General features: G+C 52.2%; 17 protein-coding genes. 7 read left to right on the top strand and 10 right to left on the bottom strand.

Annotation, left to right across the window (positions count from 1 at the left end; translation table 11 throughout):
• Positions 1-57: 57 nt before the first annotated feature.
• On the bottom strand, positions 58-1,488 hold the full coding sequence (gene glnA / locus A7E48_RS10490; RefSeq protein ID WP_068173187.1) for a type I glutamate--ammonia ligase: 1,431 nt from the start codon (positions 1,486-1,488) through the stop codon (positions 58-60).
• Positions 1,489-1,711: 223 nt separating this feature from the next.
• Here glnA and A7E48_RS10485 point away from each other — a divergent pair, with 223 nt between their 5' ends.
• Positions 1,712-2,161, top strand: coding sequence for an RDD family protein (locus A7E48_RS10485; protein ID WP_068173184.1), 450 nt, complete (start codon positions 1,712-1,714; stop codon positions 2,159-2,161).
• A 9-nt stretch (positions 2,162-2,170) separates the two neighbouring features.
• Here A7E48_RS10485 and A7E48_RS10480 read toward each other — a convergent pair whose 3' ends face one another.
• From A7E48_RS10480 to lipB, 4 genes are all read right to left on the bottom strand, one after another.
• On the bottom strand, positions 2,171-2,539 hold the full coding sequence (locus A7E48_RS10480) for a hypothetical protein (protein ID WP_068173182.1): 369 nt from the start codon (positions 2,537-2,539) through the stop codon (positions 2,171-2,173).
• A 243-nt stretch (positions 2,540-2,782) separates the two neighbouring features.
• A complete protein-coding gene (locus tag A7E48_RS10475) occupies positions 2,783-3,508 on the bottom strand; it encodes a DUF4191 domain-containing protein (RefSeq protein ID WP_233126074.1) in 726 nt (241 codons plus the stop codon).
• A gap of 116 nt (positions 3,509-3,624) precedes the next feature.
• Positions 3,625-4,632 (bottom strand): lipoyl synthase, encoded by a 1,008-nt coding sequence (lipA, locus tag A7E48_RS10470; protein ID WP_068173179.1) that lies wholly within the window; start codon positions 4,630-4,632, stop codon positions 3,625-3,627.
• Between the two features lie 93 nt (positions 4,633-4,725).
• Complete coding sequence (gene lipB / locus A7E48_RS10465) at positions 4,726-5,397, bottom strand: lipoyl(octanoyl) transferase LipB (protein ID WP_068173176.1); 672 nt, start codon at positions 5,395-5,397, stop codon at positions 4,726-4,728.
• Positions 5,398-5,546: 149 nt separating this feature from the next.
• On the opposite strand from lipB, the gene A7E48_RS10460 reads away from it, so the two are divergent.
• Positions 5,547-7,097, top strand: coding sequence for a hypothetical protein (locus A7E48_RS10460; protein WP_068173173.1), 1,551 nt, complete (start codon positions 5,547-5,549; stop codon positions 7,095-7,097).
• A 55-nt stretch (positions 7,098-7,152) separates the two neighbouring features.
• Here A7E48_RS10460 and A7E48_RS10455 read toward each other — a convergent pair whose 3' ends face one another.
• The 4 genes from A7E48_RS10455 to A7E48_RS10440 all read right to left on the bottom strand — a co-directional run bounded on the left by A7E48_RS10455 (position 7,153) and on the right by A7E48_RS10440 (position 12,614).
• Positions 7,153-7,536 carry a hypothetical protein gene (locus A7E48_RS10455; protein WP_068173170.1) on the bottom strand — a complete coding sequence of 128 codons (384 nt, stop codon included), beginning with the start codon at positions 7,534-7,536 and terminating at the stop codon, positions 7,153-7,155.
• A gap of 135 nt (positions 7,537-7,671) precedes the next feature.
• The gene (gene sucB / locus A7E48_RS10450) at positions 7,672-9,423 is read right to left on the bottom strand and encodes a 2-oxoglutarate dehydrogenase, E2 component, dihydrolipoamide succinyltransferase (protein WP_068173168.1); all 1,752 of its coding nucleotides are present in this window, start codon (positions 9,421-9,423) and stop codon (positions 7,672-7,674) included.
• An 84-nt stretch (positions 9,424-9,507) separates the two neighbouring features.
• Positions 9,508-10,881: a dihydrolipoyl dehydrogenase gene (lpdA, locus tag A7E48_RS10445; RefSeq protein ID WP_068173166.1), complete on the bottom strand. Its 1,374-nt coding sequence runs from the start codon at positions 10,879-10,881 to the stop codon at positions 9,508-9,510.
• A gap of 215 nt (positions 10,882-11,096) precedes the next feature.
• Positions 11,097-12,614 carry a leucyl aminopeptidase gene (locus A7E48_RS10440; RefSeq protein ID WP_068173164.1) on the bottom strand — a complete coding sequence of 506 codons (1,518 nt, stop codon included), beginning with the start codon at positions 12,612-12,614 and terminating at the stop codon, positions 11,097-11,099.
• A gap of 185 nt (positions 12,615-12,799) precedes the next feature.
• Between A7E48_RS10440 and A7E48_RS10435 the strand changes: the two genes are divergently transcribed.
• The 3 genes from A7E48_RS10435 to A7E48_RS10425 all read left to right on the top strand — a co-directional run bounded on the left by A7E48_RS10435 (position 12,800) and on the right by A7E48_RS10425 (position 17,081).
• Positions 12,800-13,750: a proteasome assembly chaperone family protein gene (locus tag A7E48_RS10435; RefSeq protein ID WP_068173163.1), complete on the top strand. Its 951-nt coding sequence runs from the start codon at positions 12,800-12,802 to the stop codon at positions 13,748-13,750.
• 173 nt (positions 13,751-13,923) lie between these two features.
• Positions 13,924-15,399, top strand: a complete 1,476-nt coding sequence (locus A7E48_RS10430) for a DUF4192 family protein (protein WP_068173160.1) — start codon at positions 13,924-13,926, stop codon at positions 15,397-15,399.
• Between the two features lie 308 nt (positions 15,400-15,707).
• Complete coding sequence (locus A7E48_RS10425; protein ID WP_068173157.1) at positions 15,708-17,081, top strand: RNA polymerase sigma factor; 1,374 nt, start codon at positions 15,708-15,710, stop codon at positions 17,079-17,081.
• Between the two features lie 86 nt (positions 17,082-17,167).
• On the opposite strand, the gene A7E48_RS10420 is transcribed toward A7E48_RS10425, so the two are convergent.
• Positions 17,168-17,362 (bottom strand): hypothetical protein, encoded by a 195-nt coding sequence (locus A7E48_RS10420; RefSeq protein ID WP_068173154.1) that lies wholly within the window; start codon positions 17,360-17,362, stop codon positions 17,168-17,170.
• Between the two features lie 218 nt (positions 17,363-17,580).
• Here A7E48_RS10420 and A7E48_RS10415 point away from each other — a divergent pair, with 218 nt between their 5' ends.
• Both A7E48_RS10415 and A7E48_RS10410 read left to right on the top strand, forming a co-directional pair.
• Entirely contained in the window at positions 17,581-19,686 is a 2,106-nt protein-coding gene (locus A7E48_RS10415) for a type IIA DNA topoisomerase subunit B (protein WP_068173150.1), read from the top strand.
• An 86-nt stretch (positions 19,687-19,772) separates the two neighbouring features.
• Positions 19,773-20,778, top strand: a 1,006-nt coding sequence (locus tag A7E48_RS10410) for a malate dehydrogenase (protein ID WP_068173148.1), incomplete at its 3' end; no start/stop codon positions are given.

The following is a 20,778-nucleotide window of genomic DNA, read 5'->3' as shown; positions in this document are numbered from 1 at the left end:
GGAGATTCCACAGATGGTGGAATCTCCCTTTCACAAAGTCACATCAGAATCAAAATATTAGACACCGAAGTACATCTGGAATTCAAGCGGGTGGGGGATGAGCTTGAGGGGTTCAAGTTCAACCTGGCGCTTGTAAGAAATCCATGCTTCGATGAGGTCCTCGGTGAAGACATCACCCTGCAACAAGAAGTCATGATCTTCTTCGAGTGCTGCCAAAGCTTCTTCGAGGTTTTCCGGTGCCTTCTTGATATCTGCAGCTTCCTCGGCGGGGAGCTCGTAGAGATCCTTGTCGATAGGTGCTGGGGGTTCGATACGGTTGCGGATGCCGTCCAAACCAGCCATCAGCTGTGCGGCAAAAGCAAGGTAAGGGTTACAGGAGGGGTCCGGCGCGCGGAATTCAAGACGCTTTGCTTTGGGGTTGGTGCCGGTAATCGGGATGCGGATACCTGCTGAGCGGTTGCCCTGCGAGTACACCATGTTGATGGGTGCTTCGTAGCCGGGTACCAGGCGCTTGTAAGAGTTCACCGTGGGGTTGGTGAATGCGAGAACAGCGGAGGAATGCTCAATCAGACCACCAATGTACCAGCGTGCGGTATCGGAAAGGTTTGCGTAGCCGCGCTCGTCGAAGAAGAGGGGCTCGCCGTCCTGCCACAGTGACTGGTGGCAGTGCATACCAGAACCGTTGTCGCCGAACACAGGCTTGGGCATGAACGTAACGGTCTTGCCATAGGCATCGGCAGTATTCTTGATGACGTATTTGAACTTCAGCAAATCATCTGCAGCCTGAGTCAAAGTGGAGAACTTGTAGTTAATTTCAGCCTGACCTGCTGCGCCAACTTCGTGGTGGGCGCGTTCAACTTCTAGTCCAACCTCGTCCATGACGACGCTCATGGCATCGCGCAAATCCGCCTGCTTGTCTACAGGAGAAACGGGGAAGTAGCCACCCTTGATGGGAGTCTTGTTACCCAGGTTGCCGCCCTCTTCCTTGCGAGCGGTGTTCCAGTAAGCCTCATCGGAATCAATCTTGAAACCGGTGGACTGGGGAGTGACTTCATAACGAACATCTTCGAAGACAAAGAATTCTGCTTCAGAGGCGAAAAACGCGGTATCAGCAATACCAGTGGACTTCAGGTAGTCTTCAGCACGCTCAGCCACGCCGCGAGGATCACGGTGGTAGGGATCGCCGGTGCGGGGATTCACGATGGAACCGGTGATGTTGAGGGTTTTCTCAACGCGGAAAGGATCGACGTAGGCGCTCTTGGGATCAGGAATCAGCTGCATGTCCGATTCAGCGATGCCTTGAAAGCCTCGGATGGAGGAGCCATCGAACATCTGTCCGGTCACGAAGAAGTCTTCGTCAATGGACTTTGCGGGCATGTTGAAGTGCTGCTGGACGCCGGGCATATCGCAGAAACGAATGTCGACGAACTTGATGCCGTTTTCTTCATCCCGGATAAAATCCAGAACTTCCTGTGAGCTTGTAAACATGGTCGGTTTTCTCCTTAGTCGAGTTTGAGGCGACCCGATTTTCTCTGAAGCGTTTTCTTCAAAGGTTGTCTCTACAGTCTATTGTTCCCTTTTTGCGGCTCTGTATCATCTTTGTTTCGTACTTGTAACAGTAAATTGAGAGATGAATCACCCAAAATCTAGTTTTCAAGGGAGGGTTTGCAGTAGTTTCCCCTCCTCGGACTGATTCGGTAGTCTTGTTGTTGTGATTGATCGCAACGACGTGGGCGGCTGGCTCGACGGTCCTCCCACTACCCAGAATTATCCCGGCGAGTATATGGGCAGACCGCAAAAAGGTCCTGGATCCCTGGCTCGCTTCGGACGGCGTATCCTCGCTTTTATTGTCGACTGGTATCTGTGCTGGGGAATTCTGGCACTTATCGGCTGGCCTCAGGGCAATGTCGCTCAATCCATAACCCTTCTGATTTTCGTATGGCTGTATCAGAGCGTGTGCGTAGGATTTATGGGGCACACCTTAGGGCATCTTCTGTTGGGCATGCAGGTTCAGCGTTTGGACGGCACCCCAGCGGGGTGGGCAACCGGTTTTATCCGCTCTTCCCTGATTATGTTGGTGATTCCTGTCTTCTTGATGGATGCTGATCAGCGCGGTGCTCACGATCGTATTCGCAATACTGCGCTGGTTCGTATCCGCTAACAGCTCTTTTTAGAACTGATCGATTTCAATCTTTTTCATCGTGAATGTAAAGTCGTGGACGTCGCCGCCGTCTGAAATCATCATCCAGTCTCCTGCGATGCGAGCTTCGGAGAATATCACTTGCTGGTCTTGTCCGGGAGCCAAAATTGGAGTTCCTGCAGTGGAACCGGGGAAAAGGCGCAGAAGCATCTGGGTAAATTCTTGAGTGTGATGACCTCGCGTATACATCAGCGCTGGCATAATAAAGGGTCGGGGCTCGCTCTCTGGCTGCGCAAGCATCAACTGCCAGCTCACCCCACAGCGGTCTTCGACCCAGGCATATAAGTCGCTAAAAGGGTAGGAACCTAACTCCATCAGTACCTGGGCGCCGTCGTCCACTAATACCCGATAGGCTTCTCTGGATACCGCACTTCTTGGGTAATGGTTGCCCCCAATGCCCTTTCGTAGAGCTCTGCCATGTGATCTGCATCGTGGTCTGACCAGAGAGAAGGGACTATTTTCTACATGTTTACCTGCTAACTAAGAACGGGAGGGCGCTGCTCCCTTCAGAGAATAGCGCACAAAAATAGCTCCCCGGCGCACCAGGGAGCTATTTGTAGAGAAAAACGGAGTAACCATCACTTAGCGGCCGCGCATACCCTTACGGTCGGGGCGCATGCGAGTGGGGTCAATTCCCTTAGGCATGGGCATCAGGTTATTACCCAGCGACGAGAGTCGACCATTAATAGCGTGAACTTCCTGCTCGGTGAGAGTCTTGGGAAGTTTGCGCATTTCTTTAGTGATGTTCTTAACCGGAGTCTGACCTTCGCCATTTCCGGACTTAATCACATGCACAGGAACGTTGGGCGCAATCCGCTTGAGACGCTTCTTCTCCTGGGCGATAAGTCCGCCCACACGCTGAGAATGACCCTCAGTGACCAAGACGACGCCGGGGCGACCGAGGGCACGGAACACCAAATCCTGAGTGCGGGGGTTCATTGCTACGGGGCGCTCTTCGACAATCCAACCGCGGCGCAATGAGCTCAAAGCGGCACCAGAGGCACCGGGCTGACCATCAATCTGATTGAAAGCAGCTCGTTCTGCGCGGCGCGAAAGAACCAAAACAGCAACCAAAATGGCAAAGGGAATACCGATGAGAGTCCAGGTAATCCAGTTACCCGTCAATACACCGATGAGGATGAAGAGCAACAGAACAGCAAGAGCACATGCCAACATAACCCAAACAACGTTAGGGTCTGACTTGCGGGTCATGGCGAAGACCTGCTTCATCTGGGCAAACATGCCCGGACCTTTATCTTTTTTCTTCTGTTCTTTTTCAGCGCGTGCATCTTCGCGTCTTGAAGCCACAATCTGTCCTTCGTCCAAAGGGTCTTGAATTATGCGGCGGGTCAGACCCACCGCTCTCGGTCTCATTCTAGCTGACCGTTGCAAATAGCCTCAACGATGCGCGGCGTATTCACGGCTTAGTAGCCTGCCGCCACCAGCGCCGAAGCTTCCTGCAGCGCTGCGCCGTCGTCATCGATGTGTGCCAATTCGGGAGGAATCGGGTAACCATTGTGTTTCATAGCGCGAGCCCAGAGACGACCTGCACGGTAGGAGGAGCGAACCATCGGTCCCGCCATCACACCGGCAAATCCAATATCCTCAGCCATCTTGGCGTAGTTGAGGAATTCCTGAGGCTTCACCCATCGATCAATGGGGTGGAACAGGGGACCGGGGCGCAGGTACTGGGTGAGTGTAATGGTGTCGCACCCGTAGTCGTGCAAATCGCACAGGGCTTCATAAATTTCTTCGTCGGTCTCACCCATACCCAAGATGAGGTTTGACTTGGTAATCATGCCGTTTTCTTTACCCTGCTGGATAACTTCCAACGAGCGCTCATAGCGGAACGCGGGGCGAATCTTGCGGAAAATACGCGGAACGGTTTCTAGGTTGTGGGCAAAAACCTCGGGCTTAGCATCAATTACCTGCTGCAAATCTGATTCTTTACCCTTGAAGTCAGGAATCAGAATTTCGACGCCGGTACCGGGGGAGACCTTGTGAATCTGGCGGATTGTCTCGGCGTACAGCCACGCTCCGCCGTCCTCCAAATCATCGCGTGCAACACCGGTGACTGTAGTGTAGCGCAGGTTCATTTTTTTCACGTTCAAGGCAACCTTGACCGGCTCAGTCTTATCGAGAGCAACCGGCTTACCCGTAGCAATCGCACAGAAGTCACAGCGACGGGTGCATTCTGAACCACCGATGAGGTAGGTCGCTTCACGGTCTTCCCAGCACTCGTAGATGTTCGGGCAACCCGCTTCCTCACACACAGTATGCAAACCGGAGCCTGTAGAGAGATCAATCATCTCTTTGTAGTTGGGGCCGACTTTAGCCTTGGTCTTAATCCAGTGAGGCTTCTTCTCGATAGGTACCTCGGCGTTGCGCGCTTCAACGCGAAGCAACTTACGTCCTTCGGCCGTTACACTCATTCTCTGCTCCTTTGTGGTGCTTCCCTCACGGGATAAAAATTCAAGTGGATATACCCCAGGCGGTTGTGTTGACTCCGACTCTTGCTAGATTTCCTAGGCGGAGTGGGGCTCAAACTGGGCCGCTAACTGATCTGCGTATGCAATCAGTTCTTTCTCTAATCTTTCAACAATTTCAACCGGCTCAAAATTCCTGCCGAGCTGCTCGGAAATACTCGTGACTCCGGCGTCAGAAATTCCGCAGGGAATGAACTGCCCGAACGGGTCTAAATCGTTAGAGCAGTTGATGGAGAATCCGTGCATTGTGGTGTTCTTGGCAACTCTGATTCCGATGGCGGCAATCTTCTTATCTTGCTCACCATTTTTACCGACCATCCACACACCGCTGCGACCTTCGACCAGCTCGGCGTGAATATCTAGCGAAGCTAGCACATTGATCAAAATTTCTTCAATAATGCGAACGTATTTCACCACGTCAATTGGCTCGGGCAGGCGCACGATGGGGTAGCCCACGAGTTGTCCGGGACCATGCCAGGTGAGTTTACCGCCGCGGTCAATTTTGACGACGCGCGTGGAGGAATCCTGCGGGTACTCGTGGTCTTCGGTGCGTTTACCGGCTGTAATAACTGACTCATGTTCTAGCAAGAGAACGGTGTTTTGCTGTTCCTGGGCAGCCACCTTCGCATGTACTTTTTGCTGAAGTTCTAGCGCTTCAACATAATCTACAAAATCGGGTGCAAAACCAACCCGTTCAATGTTCACGGTCATGTATCTACCCTAACGCCATTGAGGAAAGGAGAGAAACCGCGGGGACTGTGAGATTGAACGAGCAAATAATCCGCACCCCACAGAAGGAATCTGCGTTACAAACCAATGTGACGCTTTAAGACGGTTTCGCTCTCAACTTCAAAGGGAAGGTGACAAGTACCGATACTGAAGCTGTGGATAACTCTGGGCGCGGATTGGCGCGGTGCGGTATTAGTATCCCTATGAAGAACGAAGAAACCGCACCAGAGAATCAAGCCGTATCGGCGCCGTCGAACCAGCTCATTGACCTGAGATTTTCGATGTACTCCGATGCTGAACGATCCATCTGGTCAGCTAGGTATCAACCTACTTCACAACAGGACATCTTAGGTATCCCTGCTGGGACTTACTGTATGGAAGAAATTCCCCACGGACCAGCTTCCGAAGCTCTTCTGCGCCCTGCGGATCGCCTCTGCGCACTCACCCAGCACCAGCACGTTGCCACGGTATTTGCTCTTGCCAGCTCCGGAGCCAGGGACCAAATCTGGTACGAGCAGGTTGACGGCGGAACCCTTGCCCAAGCTATCTCCCAGCGCGGTAAACTTCCCGGTGAAGAAGTGGCGACTATTGCAGCCGGGCTTGTGTATGCCATGACGTGGTTTCATCAGCAACAAATGGCTTTTACAGAGTTCACCGCTCACCGCATATTTTTCACCTCTAACGGTACACTCAAGGTCTTGGCGCCCGATGTAGATTTGCGAGGCAAGAACTCTACGGTTGCCGAAGAATACTATCGAAAAGATATCGCAGCTGTTGCATCTATCCTGTGGGAATGTTTGACAGGTGAGGCACCCGGGGACGTTCTCCACCGTCCGCCGCTTAAACTCTTGCTTCCCGCCACCAAACCAGAGCTCGGCGTCACTCTTGAACACGCCATTGACCAAGATAAGCCGCAGCCAAGCCTTCAAGAAATCAACGCCATCATTCAGCATCATTTCTCTGCGCAGCCCGTTGACCTTTTTGCTAGCGCCCATCCCTCGGTCAGAGGGGAGCTACCCGCGCGTCGCCAACCCTCCAAGAAAAAGGCAACATCGCGGAAAATACTGGGAAGTAAGGTCTCTCAACCAGCGCAGGGAATACAGCAAAAACTGAGACGTGCCGGCAGCGCATGTCTGATTTTGGCTGTCATCGGGGCAGGCTCTTATGCACTTTTCGAACACCTCAACTCTCCTACAGCACCGGTTACTGCAGAGAGCCAGGAAACCACCGCCCAGACTTCTATGGCAACTACATCGGTGGAAGCATCACCCATGGCTGAACAGAACCCTGAGGAAATCATGACTCATCTGGTGGAGCAACGAAATTCTGTACTCGCCCAAGGACAGCGCACTCTCATTTCCTCCTATGCTCAATCTGGCTCCGACCTGGAAAAACAGGACGCTCAGTTACTCTCCCGGGATACGCACAAGACGCTGAAATCTATGCCCTTGAACATCGTTTCTATCGAAGATATGCAGACGGACGGCGGGGAGCTGAGCATGAGAGTAACTCTTTCCGCAGATAAACCAGATAACTTCACCCCTGAGAACGCCCAGAGCATGGGGCTCACCATACAAGGTAATACGCTCCAACAAGAGGTGACTTTCACGGTGCAGAAGAGCGATGAAGGGTGGCGTCTTCTCTCTGCGGAACCTCGTTCACCCTCAAAGACTTCCTCTTAAAATCAAAGTGCCTCCGCTCAACAGCGGAGGCACTTTCAAATCAACGGTGAACGAATTAGAGAAGAATCGTTGCGATGGCGATATTAATCAGACCCAAGCCGCCTACGGTGTGAGCCAAAGGAATATTGCGAGCGGCTTCCAGATTGCCAGTTGCGCGCGCCTGCTTATATTTCTTCTGTCCGAAGAAAGCAGCGATAGCCACGATAATGCCCAGAAGCATCTTGATGCCAACGTACATGTGGAACATGGTGTTCGATTCTGAACCCAGATTGCTCATCATAATGAAATACAGGGCAAAACCAGTCACAATCTGTAGCAGAGCCGCATGGAACTGCCCGGGCACTACAATGCCTTTTTTGAAGTTAGCAATCCAGATACCAACCACCATGGTTGCACCTAAAACGTGCAAGAAAACGAGAATACTTGTTGCGATAGCCATGACCTTAGTCTACTTAAGATAACCCACCTTTATCGACAGTCTGTGACTAAATATGTAGTGGAACAGAGCACCAAAAAGGGAGCCGCAGCAAAAACTGCGACTCCCTTCTTATCAACCCTTGAGGATCTCTACGGTTTAGAGACCTAGCTCAGCTTCAAATGCTGCTTCTTCAAGGCGCTGCTTGAGGAAGTTCAAGAAACGGCCAGCGTCTGCACCATCGACTACACGGTGATCGTAAGTCAAGGAGAAGTAAGCGAGGCTACGGATAGCGATTACATCGTTGCCATCAGCATCCTGGATTACAGCAGGGCGCTTGTTGGTCGAACCGATGCCCAAGATAGCTACGTTGGGCTGGTTGATGATTGGGGTGAAGAATACACCGCCGGTCTGACCGGTGCTGGAGATTGTGAAGGTTGAACCGGAGAGTTCCTCAGGACCAATCTTGCCATCGCGCGCACGACCTGCGACGTCACCAATCTTCTTAGCCAAACCGGAGATGTTCAAATCGCCGGCGTCCTGAACTACAGGAACGAGCAGACCCTTGGGGGTATCTACTGCAAGACCAATGTTTTCAGAACCGTGGTAAGTGATTTCCTTGAGGTCTTCAGACATCGAAGCGTTGAACTGCGGGAACTGCTGCAGAGCCTCGGTCACTACCTTGGTGAAGAAGGGCAGGAAGGTGAGCTTAGCACCCTCGCGAGCTGCAAAGCCATCCTTAGCCTTGTTGCGCAAAGCAACGAGACGGGTCAAATCGATTTCCTGAACAGTGGTCAGCTGAGCTGAAGTCTGCAGGGATTCAACCATACGCTTAGCGATGGTCTGGCGGATGCGGGGAGCCTTTTCAGTGGTACCGCGCTTGGATGACGCCGCAGCCTTGGGAGCTGCCTGCTTCTGAGGAGCTGCGGGGGTAGAGGGAGCCATCGAAGGAGCAGAAGTATCTGCTGCTGCGGAAGACTGGGAAGATGCCTTCTTAGCCTCTGCTGCTGCCTGAACATCCTGCTTGCGGATACGACCGCCAACGCCGGTGCCCTTGATGGTGGAAAGGTCAATGTTTTCCTGCTTCGCCAGCTTGCGAACCAAAGGAGTTACATAGACGTCGCCGGATTCAGAGGACTCTGAAGAATCGCTGGACTTAACGTCAGCCTGCTCAGCCTGAGCAGCTTCTTTTTCGTCCTTCGCAGGAGCTTCGGCTTCTTCTTTTTCTTCAGCAGGAGCGGGCTTCTGATCTTCCTTCTTCTCTTCAGCAGGAGCTTCAGACTTTGAAGAAGCAGCGGACGCATCGCCAACGATAGCCAGAACCTGGCCAACCTCAGCTTCTTCGTCTTCTTCAACGCGGATTTCCAGAAGGGTACCTGCAACGGGTGAAGGAACCTCGGTGTCTACCTTGTCAGTGGAAACTTCGAGAAGGGGCTCGTCAACCTCTACGGTCTCGCCAACTTCCTTCAACCAGCGGGTAACGGTACCTTCGGTCACGGACTCGCCCAGTGCGGGAAGAGTTACTTCCTGACCCTCGGAGGAACCGGAAGTAGACTTGGACTCGGTTGCAGGGGTTTCCTCTGCAGCGGTCTCTTCTGCCTGCTCTTCAGCTTCTTCTTCAACGGGAGCTTCGTCTTCAGCCTTGTGAGCTGAGGAGTCGTCGGATGAACCGGAGCCGTCGCCGATGATGACGAGCGCGCCACCAACCTCTACGTCTTCGTCTTCTTCAACCAGAATCTTCTCAACGGTACCTGCAACGGGTGAAGGGACCTCGGTGTCTACCTTGTCGGTGGAAACTTCGAGAAGGGGATCGTCAACGGATACGGTGTCGCCAACTTCTACGAGCCAGCGGGTAACGGTACCCTCGGTAACGGATTCGCCCAGTGCGGGCAGTTCTACTGTGTGGGACATGCTCTTTCTCGTCTCTTTCGTGTAGATGCTTAGTCGTACAGTGCGAAGGCGGCGGTTTCGCAACCGCCACCTTCTCAGTCTTTATTAGCCGTGCAGGGGAGCGCCGGCAAGTGCCATAGCGGCTTCACCCAGTGACTCGTTCTGGGTGGGGTGTGCGTGGATGAAAGTTGCAACGTCTTCGGGGAATGCTTCCCAAACAACCCACATCTGAGCCTCACCAATCTGCTCGCCCATACGCTTACCTACAGCGTGAACGCCAACGATGGGGCCGTCCTTTTCACGAACAACCTTGACCAGACCGCCGGTGCCCAAGATGGAGGATTTGCCGTTGCCCGCGAGGTTGTATTCAGCGACCTCAACGTTATCCTTACCGAATTTCTCTTCAGCCTTGGGCTGGGAGTAACCGACTGAGGCAATTTCGGGGTTGCAGAAAGTGACCTTGGGAATGTTGATGTCTTCAACAACCTGAGGCTTCAAACCTGCAATTTCTTCAACGACGAAGCGACCCTGCTGGTAGCCGCGGTGAGCAAGCTGAACACCGGGCACGATGTCACCGATTGCGTAGATGTTACCTACGCCGGTGTGCAGACGCTCGTTGGGGATAACGAAACCGCGATCCAGGGTGATGCCCTGATCTTCATAACCGAAGCCTTCGGTGTTGGGACCGCGACCGACAGCAACGAGGCAAATCTCGGCTTCGAACTCTTTACCGTCTTCGAGGGTTACCTTCACACCTGAATCGTTCTGCTCAACAGTCTTGAAGAGCTTGCCGGTGCTGAACTTAATCTTGCGCTTCTTGAATTCGCGCTCAACCACCTTGATAATGGAGGGATCTTCGTTAGGTACCAAGTGGGGCAGACCTTCGATGATGGTGACCTCTACACCCATGGAGTTCCACATGGAAGCGAACTCAGAACCGATGACGCCGCCGCCAAGAACGATAGCGCTCTTGGGGAGGTAATCCATCTGCAGAGCTTCGGTGGAGGTGAGTACGCGATCCTTGATTTCCAGACCGAAAGTCTTGGAAACGGAACCGGTAGCAAGGATGATGTGCTTACCCTTGTATTCGGTGCCATCAACGGTGATGGTGTCTTTGCCGGTGAGTTTACCTTCACCTTCAATGACGGTGACCTTCTTCATTTTCAGAAGACCGGTCAGACCCTTGAACTTGCCGGCAACGATGCCGTCTTTGTAATCGCGAACCTTAGCCATATCAATGGACTCGAATTTGACGTTGACGCCAAACTTCTCAGATTCCTGTGATTCTTCAGCAACTTCTGCAGCGTGCAGGTATGCCTTGGTGGGGATGCAACCGGTATGGAGGCAGGTACCACCCAGGTTGCCCTTTTCGACGAGGCCAACAGTGAAGCCAAGCTGCACTGCTCGCAGAGCAGCTGAGTAGCCTGCGCTACCGCCACCGAGGATGAGGATGTCGAATTCTTTTGCTGTTTCGGGCACTGTAACGCTCCCTTGCGTAGGTCTGGGTCGATATGACCCTTACTTTTTATCGTCGTTCTTAGTTTATTAGTCGAGGGTGAATATGACCTAAAATATTCGGTCTATTTCCGTTGAATGTGATAAACAATGAACTTTCTTCTAACGGTACAGTACCGCATCTCGAAGAAATGATAAGAAAGCTGTGTTTTCTATGGGATTTGGTCAATACCTGGTGATTAAACCAGGTTTTCGAGGAACTTCACCACGGTTACAAGAGATGCACCCGTTGCCTCTTTCGGTGTAAAACCGTGGGCTGAACCTTCGTTGAAGGAGGGACCCGCAATATCCAGATGCGCCCAGGGAATCTTCTTCCCATTTTTCTCCCCGACGAATTCTTCGAGAAAGAGACCGGCAATCAGCATGCCACCCATACGGGAGTCACCCATATTCTTCACATCAGCTACGGGGGACTTCAACTCTGAGCGCATGTGCTCAGGCAGGGGCATTGCCCAGAAATCTTCACCGGCTTCTAAGGATGCTTCCACAACTTTATTGCGGGTGGTCTCTTCACCCATGACTGCAGCGTAGCGGGTGCCGAGTGCGACCATCTGTGCGCCGGTCAGGGTTGCGACATCGAGAATAAAATCAGGGTTGGATTCTGAGGCATACGCTAGCCCATCTGCCATGACCAGGCGACCTTCGGCGTCGGTATTCAAAACTTCTACGGTTGTGCCGCCGCGCATCACTAAAACGTCCTCGGGTCGAATCGCCGATCCGCTGGGCATATTCTCGGCAATGCAGAGGTAGGCGGTAACTTCTACAGGCAATTCCAGTTCAGCAGCAGCTGCAACAGCGTTAAGAACGGTCGCTGCACCTGCCATATCTGACTTCATCGGAACCATGGAGTTGGCAGGCTTCAAAGAGATTCCGCCGGTGTCAAAAGTGATGCCTTTGCCCACGAGTGCAACCGATTTTTTGGCCTTCTTGGGGGAGTACTTAACTTCTACCAGACGGGGCGGGCGAACGGAGCCCTGTCCTACGCCCAAAATGCCGCCAAAGCCCTCTTTAGCAAGTTTTTTCTCATCAAAGATTTTGACCGAAACGTCGGTTAGATCTGCGACTCGCTCCTGAGCTTTCTGAGCAAAGGAATCAGGGTAAAGGTGGCTGGGAGGAGTGTTCACGAGACGACGGGTGGAATCCACCGCCTGTCCCAAGATGAGCGCACGGGTGAGGGTAGGGGTAGCCTTTGAGATTTCCAGATCGCTAATAATAACGACGCTTTCAACCGGTGCTTTGACCTCTTCTAGATTCTTGGTGCGTAGCTGGGTGTCAACGAAAGCACCAAATGCTGCACCTTCAGCGATAGCTGCAACAGCTTCAACTGAATCTGCAGGAAAATCAATGGCAATTTCTGCGAAACCGGCGAGTTGTCGTACTGCCGAACCTGCTGCCAGTCGGAACGTATTGAGCTGATCTTGAGGGTTCTCGGTGGGAGCGCCTAGGCCGATAATTGCGACGACGTCGGTAGCAGTTCCCTCGAAACCGGGCAGGCGGGTCAGCTGATCGGCAGAACCGGTCACTCCCATATCTTTCAAGATGGCCTGGAGACCCTCAGCAGTCTTGGAATCTAGCGAATGTTCTGCCAACTGCGGACCCTGCTCGGTAGAGTAGGCACCGAGGACAAGAACCTGAGCTTCAAGCGCTTCTAAATCTGATGAGGCAACGGAAAACATGAGATTAGATGATTCAGTCATCTCTCTCCTTATATATCTGGTGTACATTGAGGCGGAATAGAACTCCACCGCCTAGAGTTATAGAACCATGAAGGCTCAATATGACTTACTGTTTCAGCATAGTAGGTTATGTGCCACACTTTCACGTGGCAGTACATTCAATGTATTAAAGTAGTCTGAATCGTTGTAAAGAAAGAGGGGCTAGAATGCTAGATCCAGAAAGCCTGTACCTGGTGCAATCTGGCGCATTAGATAACGAGAGACTTCATCATTTGCCCCTGGTGATTTCGCTTCACCATCCTCAAGACGCAGGTGGGACGGCAGGTTTGTTGGGAGATGTTCTCCTCAAGGAACTCCAGCATGCCTCTATCGTAGAATTCGATGCTGATCGATTGCATGACTATCGCGCCCGTCGTCCGCGTATTAAATATGTGCAGGATCACTTTGAAGATCCTGTGATGCCTCAGCTTAAGCTTTACGCGGTAGAGGACAGACTTGAGAAGCCTTTTTTGCTGTTGACAGGTACCGAGCCTGATCTCCAATGGCAACGGTTTGTGCAGGGCGTTGTAGGAATTGCTGAACAGCTAGAAGTCTCAGTAGCACTGATTGTCAGCGGTTTTCCTATGCCCGTGCCGCATACCCGAGCTTTGCCGGTCACTGCACATGGTTCCCGTAAAGATTTATTGCGGGGTATTTCTGGGTGGAAGCCGGTTGCAGAAATGAGTGGCTCGGCTTCGAGCTTGTTGGAAGTAGCATTGACCGATGCTGGAATTGGTACTGCAGGGTTTGGTGTAAATGTGCCCCAATATCTAGCAGAAGCAGAACTGCCTCAAGCAGCTTTGCTGGCCATGGAGCACCTTTCAATGGCGGCCAAACTTTCGTTGCCCACCGATCAATTGATTGATGCTGCCGATGCCGCTCTGACTCAGATTAACGAGCAGGCTGAGGCTAACCCTGAGGTGGGGGCAATGATCAATCGTTTGGAAGAGAGTTACGACTTCAATATGAAGAACATTGAATCTTCTATGCTCACGCTGGCAGAACGTGAGGAAGGTAAGTTGCCGGATCGTGATGAGCTGGGTGCTGTCATCGAAGATTATTTGGCTCGAATGGACGACGAAGGTGGTTCTGCCACCAGTCGTGAGCTTGATTCGTAGCTTAACTGCTAAATGTAACTTCCGTTGAAGCCATAGGATAATCGGGGATCCGATAGCACGAGAAAAATGTGGAAAACTCATGTGTGCTTGTCAGAGAATGACAGTGCCTATAAGTTTTCCACATTTTTTCATATGATCTCAAACTGCATTAAATGACATCAATAATCAAGGTTATGACTACACTTGATGCTTTTTCCGATTTCAATACTCCTTCTCCCGTACGCGGGGTGAGCGACGTCGTTGCCTACACCATTCATAACCTCGGTTTTTGGCCCACACGCTCCGTCGTCCTGGTAGCTACCGGCGCCCGCCATATGGGTCCCGTATTAAGAGTGAACTTAGAAGATATCTCTGAAAATGAGGCTTCTGCACTGTTGGATTACCTCTTTGACATGATGCCCACCTCCTTGGCAGAGGGGGAACAGGTTGATCGTTTCTTCTTGCTGATCTTCGGTGAAGGCGGTGAAGTTCGCACACGTCAACTCACAGCCTCGCTCAGACAGACTCCAACCCTCGAAGAAATCCAGAAGGACGCTGCTGAGGCAAAAATTTGCCAGGCGTGGATTAGAGCGGGAATGCACATTACAGATACTCGAGGAATCCTGTTTTGCGATTTACTTTTTATCGGGTCGGTCTCTCGCTGGGAAATGGAACCCGCTGAACCAGCGATGGTCTTCTCTGGGTTTATCGATGACATTCAAAAATGCCCGCTCTATCTTGACCTGATGTTGAAGGGGTCTTCAGTTCTCCCCACCGAAGAACAAGCGGTTCAAGCACAATCATCGCCTCTCAATGCAACGAATAATCAGGCAGAATATCAGGCTTGGCTGGACGACGCTGAATACTGGTTTGCCCACTATCTGCAAGTCATCCATGGTGCAGACTCTGATTATTGCCAGGACTATCTCGGTCAAAAATATGCCGAAAATCTGCTGTGGGATGCCGCGATTCAAACTATTTCCAGGACGCGCAGGGAACGCTTCAGCGAAGAAGAGCGTCTTCATGAAGATGCACTCTATGCAGACCACCTCAGAGAAATACTGGCGCCCCAGCTTGCGGGGTATTTGCTAGCAACCCTCTCGTCGGTGACATCCGGGCAATTCATTCTTTATGCGGCTGCGACGTCCACCAACCTTCTCACCCAACTCTTTGCAGATTTACATCGAGAGCAAACTCATTTAACTGCCAGTGCTGAAAATTTCCAGAATTCCTCTGTTCTATTGGTTCCTGTTGATCACACCGGGCAGCCTTTCATTGATGACTGCATCCGAAAACTGGCGGACATCAAGAATTTTGCAGAAGTGGTAGACCAGAATGATGAACTATCATCGGGGGCAGAAGACTTCGCTGAAATGATGATGGGGAACAGTATCTTGGGCCCAGACTGGAAAAATATTGGTCTCCTGGAGCAGGTCATCCTGCAAATGCAGGAAATAGCCGATGACGAGCGTAGCGCCTACCTTGCCGTCGTCCAGGCATGGATTGCATGGTTCAAGGGTTCGAGTTCAACCGCTTCTCGGCATCTCGCTCAGGCCCGCCAGACGTGGGAGATTTCGCTCCTGCCGCTCGATGCCCTGTTGGAAAATTCATTGTTACCTCGCTGGCTTCAAGAAGAATCCCAGTGTTTCAAAGAAAGTAAATGGACATAAGCGCTGTGTGCTGTCACTCATTGGGGGACAAAATGCAAAAATTGAGCAACAGCACGTGGCGGCGCGCCCGTTCTGCACGCGAACTAGCCCATCATCTGCCATACTTTAGTACTGACCCCGTTTAAGTCCGAAAACAGTAAATTGTCAAGAGAAATGGGAATATCTTTCTACGCCAACCCGTTGAAAAGAATAGTTCCCGTCAGGCACTTACTGTTTTTACTGAATTTTCAGTTCAGACTTGACAGGGTCTTAGGTGTTTTGACTGTTCTGGATTTTTTCCATCGGTCACGTATAAGGAAAGGTTCTCTGTGTCACCTGCTGCACAACAGAAGGCGTCTGATAGTACAAAGGCTAGTAAGACCACCACGGCTAAAAAGAAGCCTTCAACCCGCTCAAAGGCAACCACTAAAGCGGCAAAGGCAAATGAAGAAGCTGAAGAAGTAGAAGAAACCACGGCTACTTCATCCACAAAAACTGCAAAAAAAACCACTGCCACGAAGGCAAAGAAGACAACTGCGAAGAAAACCTCGCAGGCTGTTGTCGACGACTTCGAAGAAGACGACGAGGTAGCGAGCACCGATCTTGATGAAGATGAGGTGTTAGATTCCGATGAAGACTCTGAAGAGGAAGATTCGGACGTAGATAACGAAGAGAAGACTGCAAAAGAAGAAGAAAAGAAGCAGTCTGAAAAAGTCGCTGCAAAGCGTAACGGCTTTGTGCTCACCGCCAACGATGACGACGATGCCCCCGCGCAGCGCGTGATTGCCCCCGGCGCTACTGCGGACCCCGTCAAGGACTACCTGAAGCAGATCGGTAAGGTTTCCCTGCTGAATGCTGAGCAGGAAGTCGACTTGGCTATGCGTATTGAGGCCGGTTTGTACGCTGAGCATAAGCTCAAGGACAACCCGGATATGGATGCGCAACTTAAGAAGGAACTTCGCTGGGTTATTCACGACGGACGTCGCGCGAAGAACCACCTGCTAGAAGCTAACCTTCGTCTCGTGGTGTCGCTTGCTAAGCGTTATACCGGCCGAGGAATGCTCTTCTTGGACCTCATTCAGGAAGGTAACCTCGGTTTGATCCGCGCGGTAGAGAAGTTTGACTACTCCAAGGGCTTCAAATTCTCCACTTACGCAACCTGGTGGATTCGCCAGGCTATTACCCGCGCTATGGCTGACCAGGCACGTACCATTCGTATTCCTGTTCACATGGTTGAGGTCATCAATAAGCTGGCACGCGTACAGCGTCAGATGCTTCAGGACTTAGGCCGCGAACCTACCCCTGAGGAACTGGCTAAAGAGCTAGACATGACCCCTGAAAAGGTCATTGAAGTTCAGAAGTACGGCCGCGAGCCTATCTCCTTGCATACCCCGCTGGGTGAAGACGGAGATTCGGAATTCGGTGACTTGATTGAAGACTCCGAAGCTGTGGTACCCGCCGACGCTGTGTCCTTCACTCTGTTGCAGGAACAGCTTCACTCGGTACTCGATACGCTTTCAGAGCGCGAAGCTGGCGTTGTCGCCATGCGCTTTGGCATGACCGACGGGCAGCCCAAGACCTTGGACGAAATCGGCAAGGTATATGGCGTCACTCGCGAACGTATCCGCCAGATTGAGTCCAAGACGATGTCTAAACTGCGCCATCCTTCCCGCTCACAGGTTCTGCGCGATTATCTTGACTAAGAAAATCTGAAGAATCTGGGCATAAAAATAGTCGGTGCTTCTCTCTAACACCTGGAGAGGCACCGACTATTTTTTATCGTCAAAAGTTATGCTAAGCGGTCAGTCTGATCATCCCATTCAGCAGCTACCTGCTGCAGTCCGCTTTCATTCTCGCGTGCATGATGGCCGCAGAAGTAGAGCTCGTTGCCTGAATTGAGGACGACGCGCACGTACGCCTGCGCTCCACATGCATCGCAACGGTCGGCAGTAGTGAGTTCACGGCTTTGAAGTGTTGCAGTCATGATTTTGTCCTTTCATAGATGATGAGGTTGTATCCATATAACCATGCAGTACTGGTTCTCATTCCGGCTTTCGCTTTCAGAATAGAGCGCAGGTCTTATTGTGCAGTGGAAATTCGTGGGCGTCTCAGCTCACGGCGCACGTTGCCCCAGATCAGTGCGCCGGTTTCAAAAACAACATAAAATATCTAGGTACCCGAGCAGAGAATGGAGAGCCCCTCTTGGCAGCTTCGAACTATACCGCGCAAAACCTTTCCGTACTGGAGGGGCTGGAGGCGGTTCGCAAACGGCCTGGTATGTACATCGGCTCTACCGATTCTCGCGGGTTGATGCACTGTCTCTGGGAAATCATCGATAACTCGGTGGATGAGGCACTCGCCGGGTATGGCCAGTCCATAGAAATCATTCTCTATAAAGATGGTTCGGTTGAGGTGCGCGATGACGGTCGTGGTGTTCCGACTGATATTGAACCGCGCACCGGGCTCACCGGCGTCGAAGTGGTGTACACCAAACTTCATGCCGGCGGTAAGTTTGGCGGTGGATCTTATTCAGCGTCGGGTGGTTTGCACGGCGTGGGCGCATCGGTAGTGAACGCGCTTTCAAGCCGCTTGGATGTTCAGGTGGATCGTGGTGGCAAGACGTATCAAATGAGTTTCCGCCACGGAATCCCAGGGCAGTTCGAAAAGAGCCGTACCCCCAAACCAGAGGCAGAATTTACACCCTCACAGAAGCCCAATGACGCGCTCATTGTAGTGGGAAAAGCTAAACGAGGTGTAACAGGTACTCGTGTGCGCTACTGGGCTGATCCGCAGATTTTTACTCCCGATGCCAAATTCAGTTATGACAATTTGGCACAGCGTGCTCGTCAGACGTCGTTCCTCATCCCCGGATTGCGTATTGCTATTCGCGACGAACGGCGCTTAGCAGGTACTCCCGGTGAGTTTGAAACCCACGAGGAAGTTTTCCAGCACGATGGGGGAATTTCCGAATTTTGTGATTATCTGGCAACCGATTCTTCAGTGACTGATATCTGGCGTTTCCAGGGACAGGAAACGTTCAAAGAAACCGTGCCGGTACTCGATGAGAACGGGCATTCTCAGCTCACCGAAGTGGAGCGCGAGTGCGAAGTCGATATTGCCCTGCGCTGGGGTATCGGCTATGAAACCAATATCCGCTCGTTCGTCAATATTATTGCTACTCCCAAGGGCGGCACTCACCTCACCGGTTTTGAACAGGGATTGTTGAAAACTTTCCGTAAGCACCTGGGCGATAACGCACGCAAATTTAAGGTCGGCGCAAACGAAAAGATTGAAAAAGACGACGTCTTAGCCGGTCTGACCGCGGTTCTGACCGTGCGCCTGGCTGAACCTCAGTTTGAAGGACAGACTAAAGAGATTCTTGGTACGCCTGCGGTACGGCAGATTGTGTCCAAGGTGGTCTCCAAGGAACTAGCCACCAAGTTGAAAGCAACTGCCCGCGCAGACAAACAGCAGGCAAGTTCTTTGAGCGAAAAAGTTGTAGCGGAAATGAAATCACGAATTTCCGCGCGCGTTCATAAAGAAACCCAACGCCGCAAAACCGCGCTCGAAACTTCTTCGATGCCGGCAAAACTGGTGGATTGCCGATCCGATAACGTCGAGCAGTCTGAGCTGTTCATCGTAGAGGGCGACTCGGCGCTGGGTACCGCGCGTCTGGCTCGTTCGTCGAGCTATCAGGCGTTGTTGCCTATCCGAGGCAAAATTCTCAACGTTCAAAAGGCATCGCTCACCGATATGTTGGCGAATGCCGAGTGCGCTGCCATTATCCAGGTGATTGGGGCAGGTTCTGGCCGTACTTTTGATTTAGAGGGAGTGCGTTACGGCAAGATCATCATGATGACCGACGCCGACGTCGATGGCGCTCACATCCGAACCTTGCTACTCACTCTGTTCTACCGCTATATGCGACCTCTGGTTGAAGCCGGTCATGTCTATGCTGCTGTGCCACCGCTGCACCGCATTGAGGTGATTCACCGCGGCAAGCCCAATGAGATGGTCTACACCTACTCGGAAAAGGAACTGGGCGATTATCTTGCCCAGTTGCAGGCTCAGGGGAAGAACTTCAAAGAGCCAATTCAGCGGTACAAGGGTTTGGGCGAAATGGACGCCGATCAGCTGGCGGAGACCACGATGGATCCGCGCCACCGTTTGCTTCGCCGGGTGCGTATTGAGGACGCGGAAGCGGCGGAGAGAGCTTTTTCGCTACTCATGGGGTCTGAGGTCGCTCCACGTAAGGAATTTATAATCAATGGGGCGCATCAGCTCGATGAAAGCCAAATTGATATGTAGCCCGGTGTGCACTGCTAGGTAAAAGCTCTTTTTATTTTGGTGGAGTCGCGCTATGAAATATGATTTCAGCCACTAAAATAATAAGTATGGCTCATCATAATGCACAGAAACCCGCCGCCGTTGTTACTCTCACCGGTGCTGCCGGCCAAATTGGCTATGCCACGCTTTTCCGAATTGCCTCCGGCGCCATGCTGGGAGCCGATACCCGCATCCGTCTTAATCTTTTGGAGATACCTCAGGCGCTTGGCGCTTTAGAAGGTACTGCCATGGAGCTCACCGATTGTTCTTTCGATCTGCTTGATGGGGTCAATATTTTCAGCGATCCCCGCCAAGCATTCGAAGGGTGTGACGTCGCGCTACTCGTGGGCGCTAGACCCCGTTCCAAAGGGATGGAGCGAGCCGACCTGCTCGAAGCAAATGGGGCAATTTTCTCTGAACAAGGGCGCGCGCTCAACGAAGGAGCTAGCTCTGATGTACGTGTAACGGTAGTGGGTAATCCTGCCAATACCAATGCTCTGATTGCAGCTTCGCACGCACCGGATATCCCGCTTGAACGATTCACCGCACTCACCCGCCTGGACCACAACCGCGCGGTGGCTCAGTTGGCGAAAGCAACCGGGGTGCATCCCCGAGATATCGAAGGAGTGGCTATTTGGGGCAACCATTCGGCGAGCCAATTTCCCTCGCTAGAACATGCAACCATCGCAGGTCGAGCCGCTCTAGAAGTTCTTGCCGAGAAGAATCTAGGGGAGCAGTGGCTTTCTAAAGAATTCATTCCGCGCGTAGCCAACCGCGGCGCCGAAATCATTCAGGTACGTGGGGGATCATCGGTGGGGTCAGCGGCAAATGCAACTCTGGAACATGTCAACCTATGGAACACATCCAATTCTGTGAAAGGGCCGCAGATTACCTCCATGGCAGTACCCAGCACAGGGGAGTACGGCGTTGAAGAGGGGCTAATTTGTTCGTTCCCCGTTACCTGTGGAGGTGGCGAATACCGTGTGCAAGAAGGGCTGAAGCTATCAGAGGCAGGACGCCGCCGGTTTGAAAAATCAGTTGAAGAACTCCGCCAGGAAAAAGCGGCGGTTGAAA

Origin of the sequence: Rothia sp. ND6WE1A (assembly GCF_001683935.1) — a bacterium.
Lineage (GTDB): Bacteria > Actinomycetota > Actinomycetes > Actinomycetales > Micrococcaceae > Rothia > Rothia amarae.
This window is presented reverse-complemented; position numbering and strand designations above follow the sequence as displayed.

What these genes read in the sequence shown, in the direction of transcription:
- lipA (WP_068173179.1), bottom strand. Translation starts at nt 4,632, where the DNA reads ATGAGTGTAACGGCCGAAGGACGTAAGTTGCTTCGCGTTGAAGCGCGC.
- lipB (WP_068173176.1), bottom strand. Translation starts at nt 5,397, where the DNA reads ATGACCGTGAACATTGAACGGGTTGGTTTTGCACCCGATTTTGTAGAT.
- A7E48_RS10440 (WP_068173164.1), bottom strand. Translation starts at nt 12,614, where the DNA reads ATGACTGAATCATCTAATCTCATGTTTTCCGTTGCCTCATCAGATTTA.
- sucB (WP_068173168.1), bottom strand. Translation starts at nt 9,423, where the DNA reads ATGTCCCACACAGTAGAACTGCCCGCACTGGGCGAATCCGTTACCGAG.
- A7E48_RS10435 (WP_068173163.1), top strand. Translation starts at nt 12,800, where the DNA reads ATGCTAGATCCAGAAAGCCTGTACCTGGTGCAATCTGGCGCATTAGAT.
- glnA (WP_068173187.1), bottom strand. Translation starts at nt 1,488, where the DNA reads ATGTTTACAAGCTCACAGGAAGTTCTGGATTTTATCCGGGATGAAGAA.
- A7E48_RS10430 (WP_068173160.1), top strand. Translation starts at nt 13,924, where the DNA reads ATGACTACACTTGATGCTTTTTCCGATTTCAATACTCCTTCTCCCGTA.
- A7E48_RS10455 (WP_068173170.1), bottom strand. Translation starts at nt 7,536, where the DNA reads ATGGCTATCGCAACAAGTATTCTCGTTTTCTTGCACGTTTTAGGTGCA.
- A7E48_RS10420 (WP_068173154.1), bottom strand. Translation starts at nt 17,362, where the DNA reads ATGACTGCAACACTTCAAAGCCGTGAACTCACTACTGCCGACCGTTGC.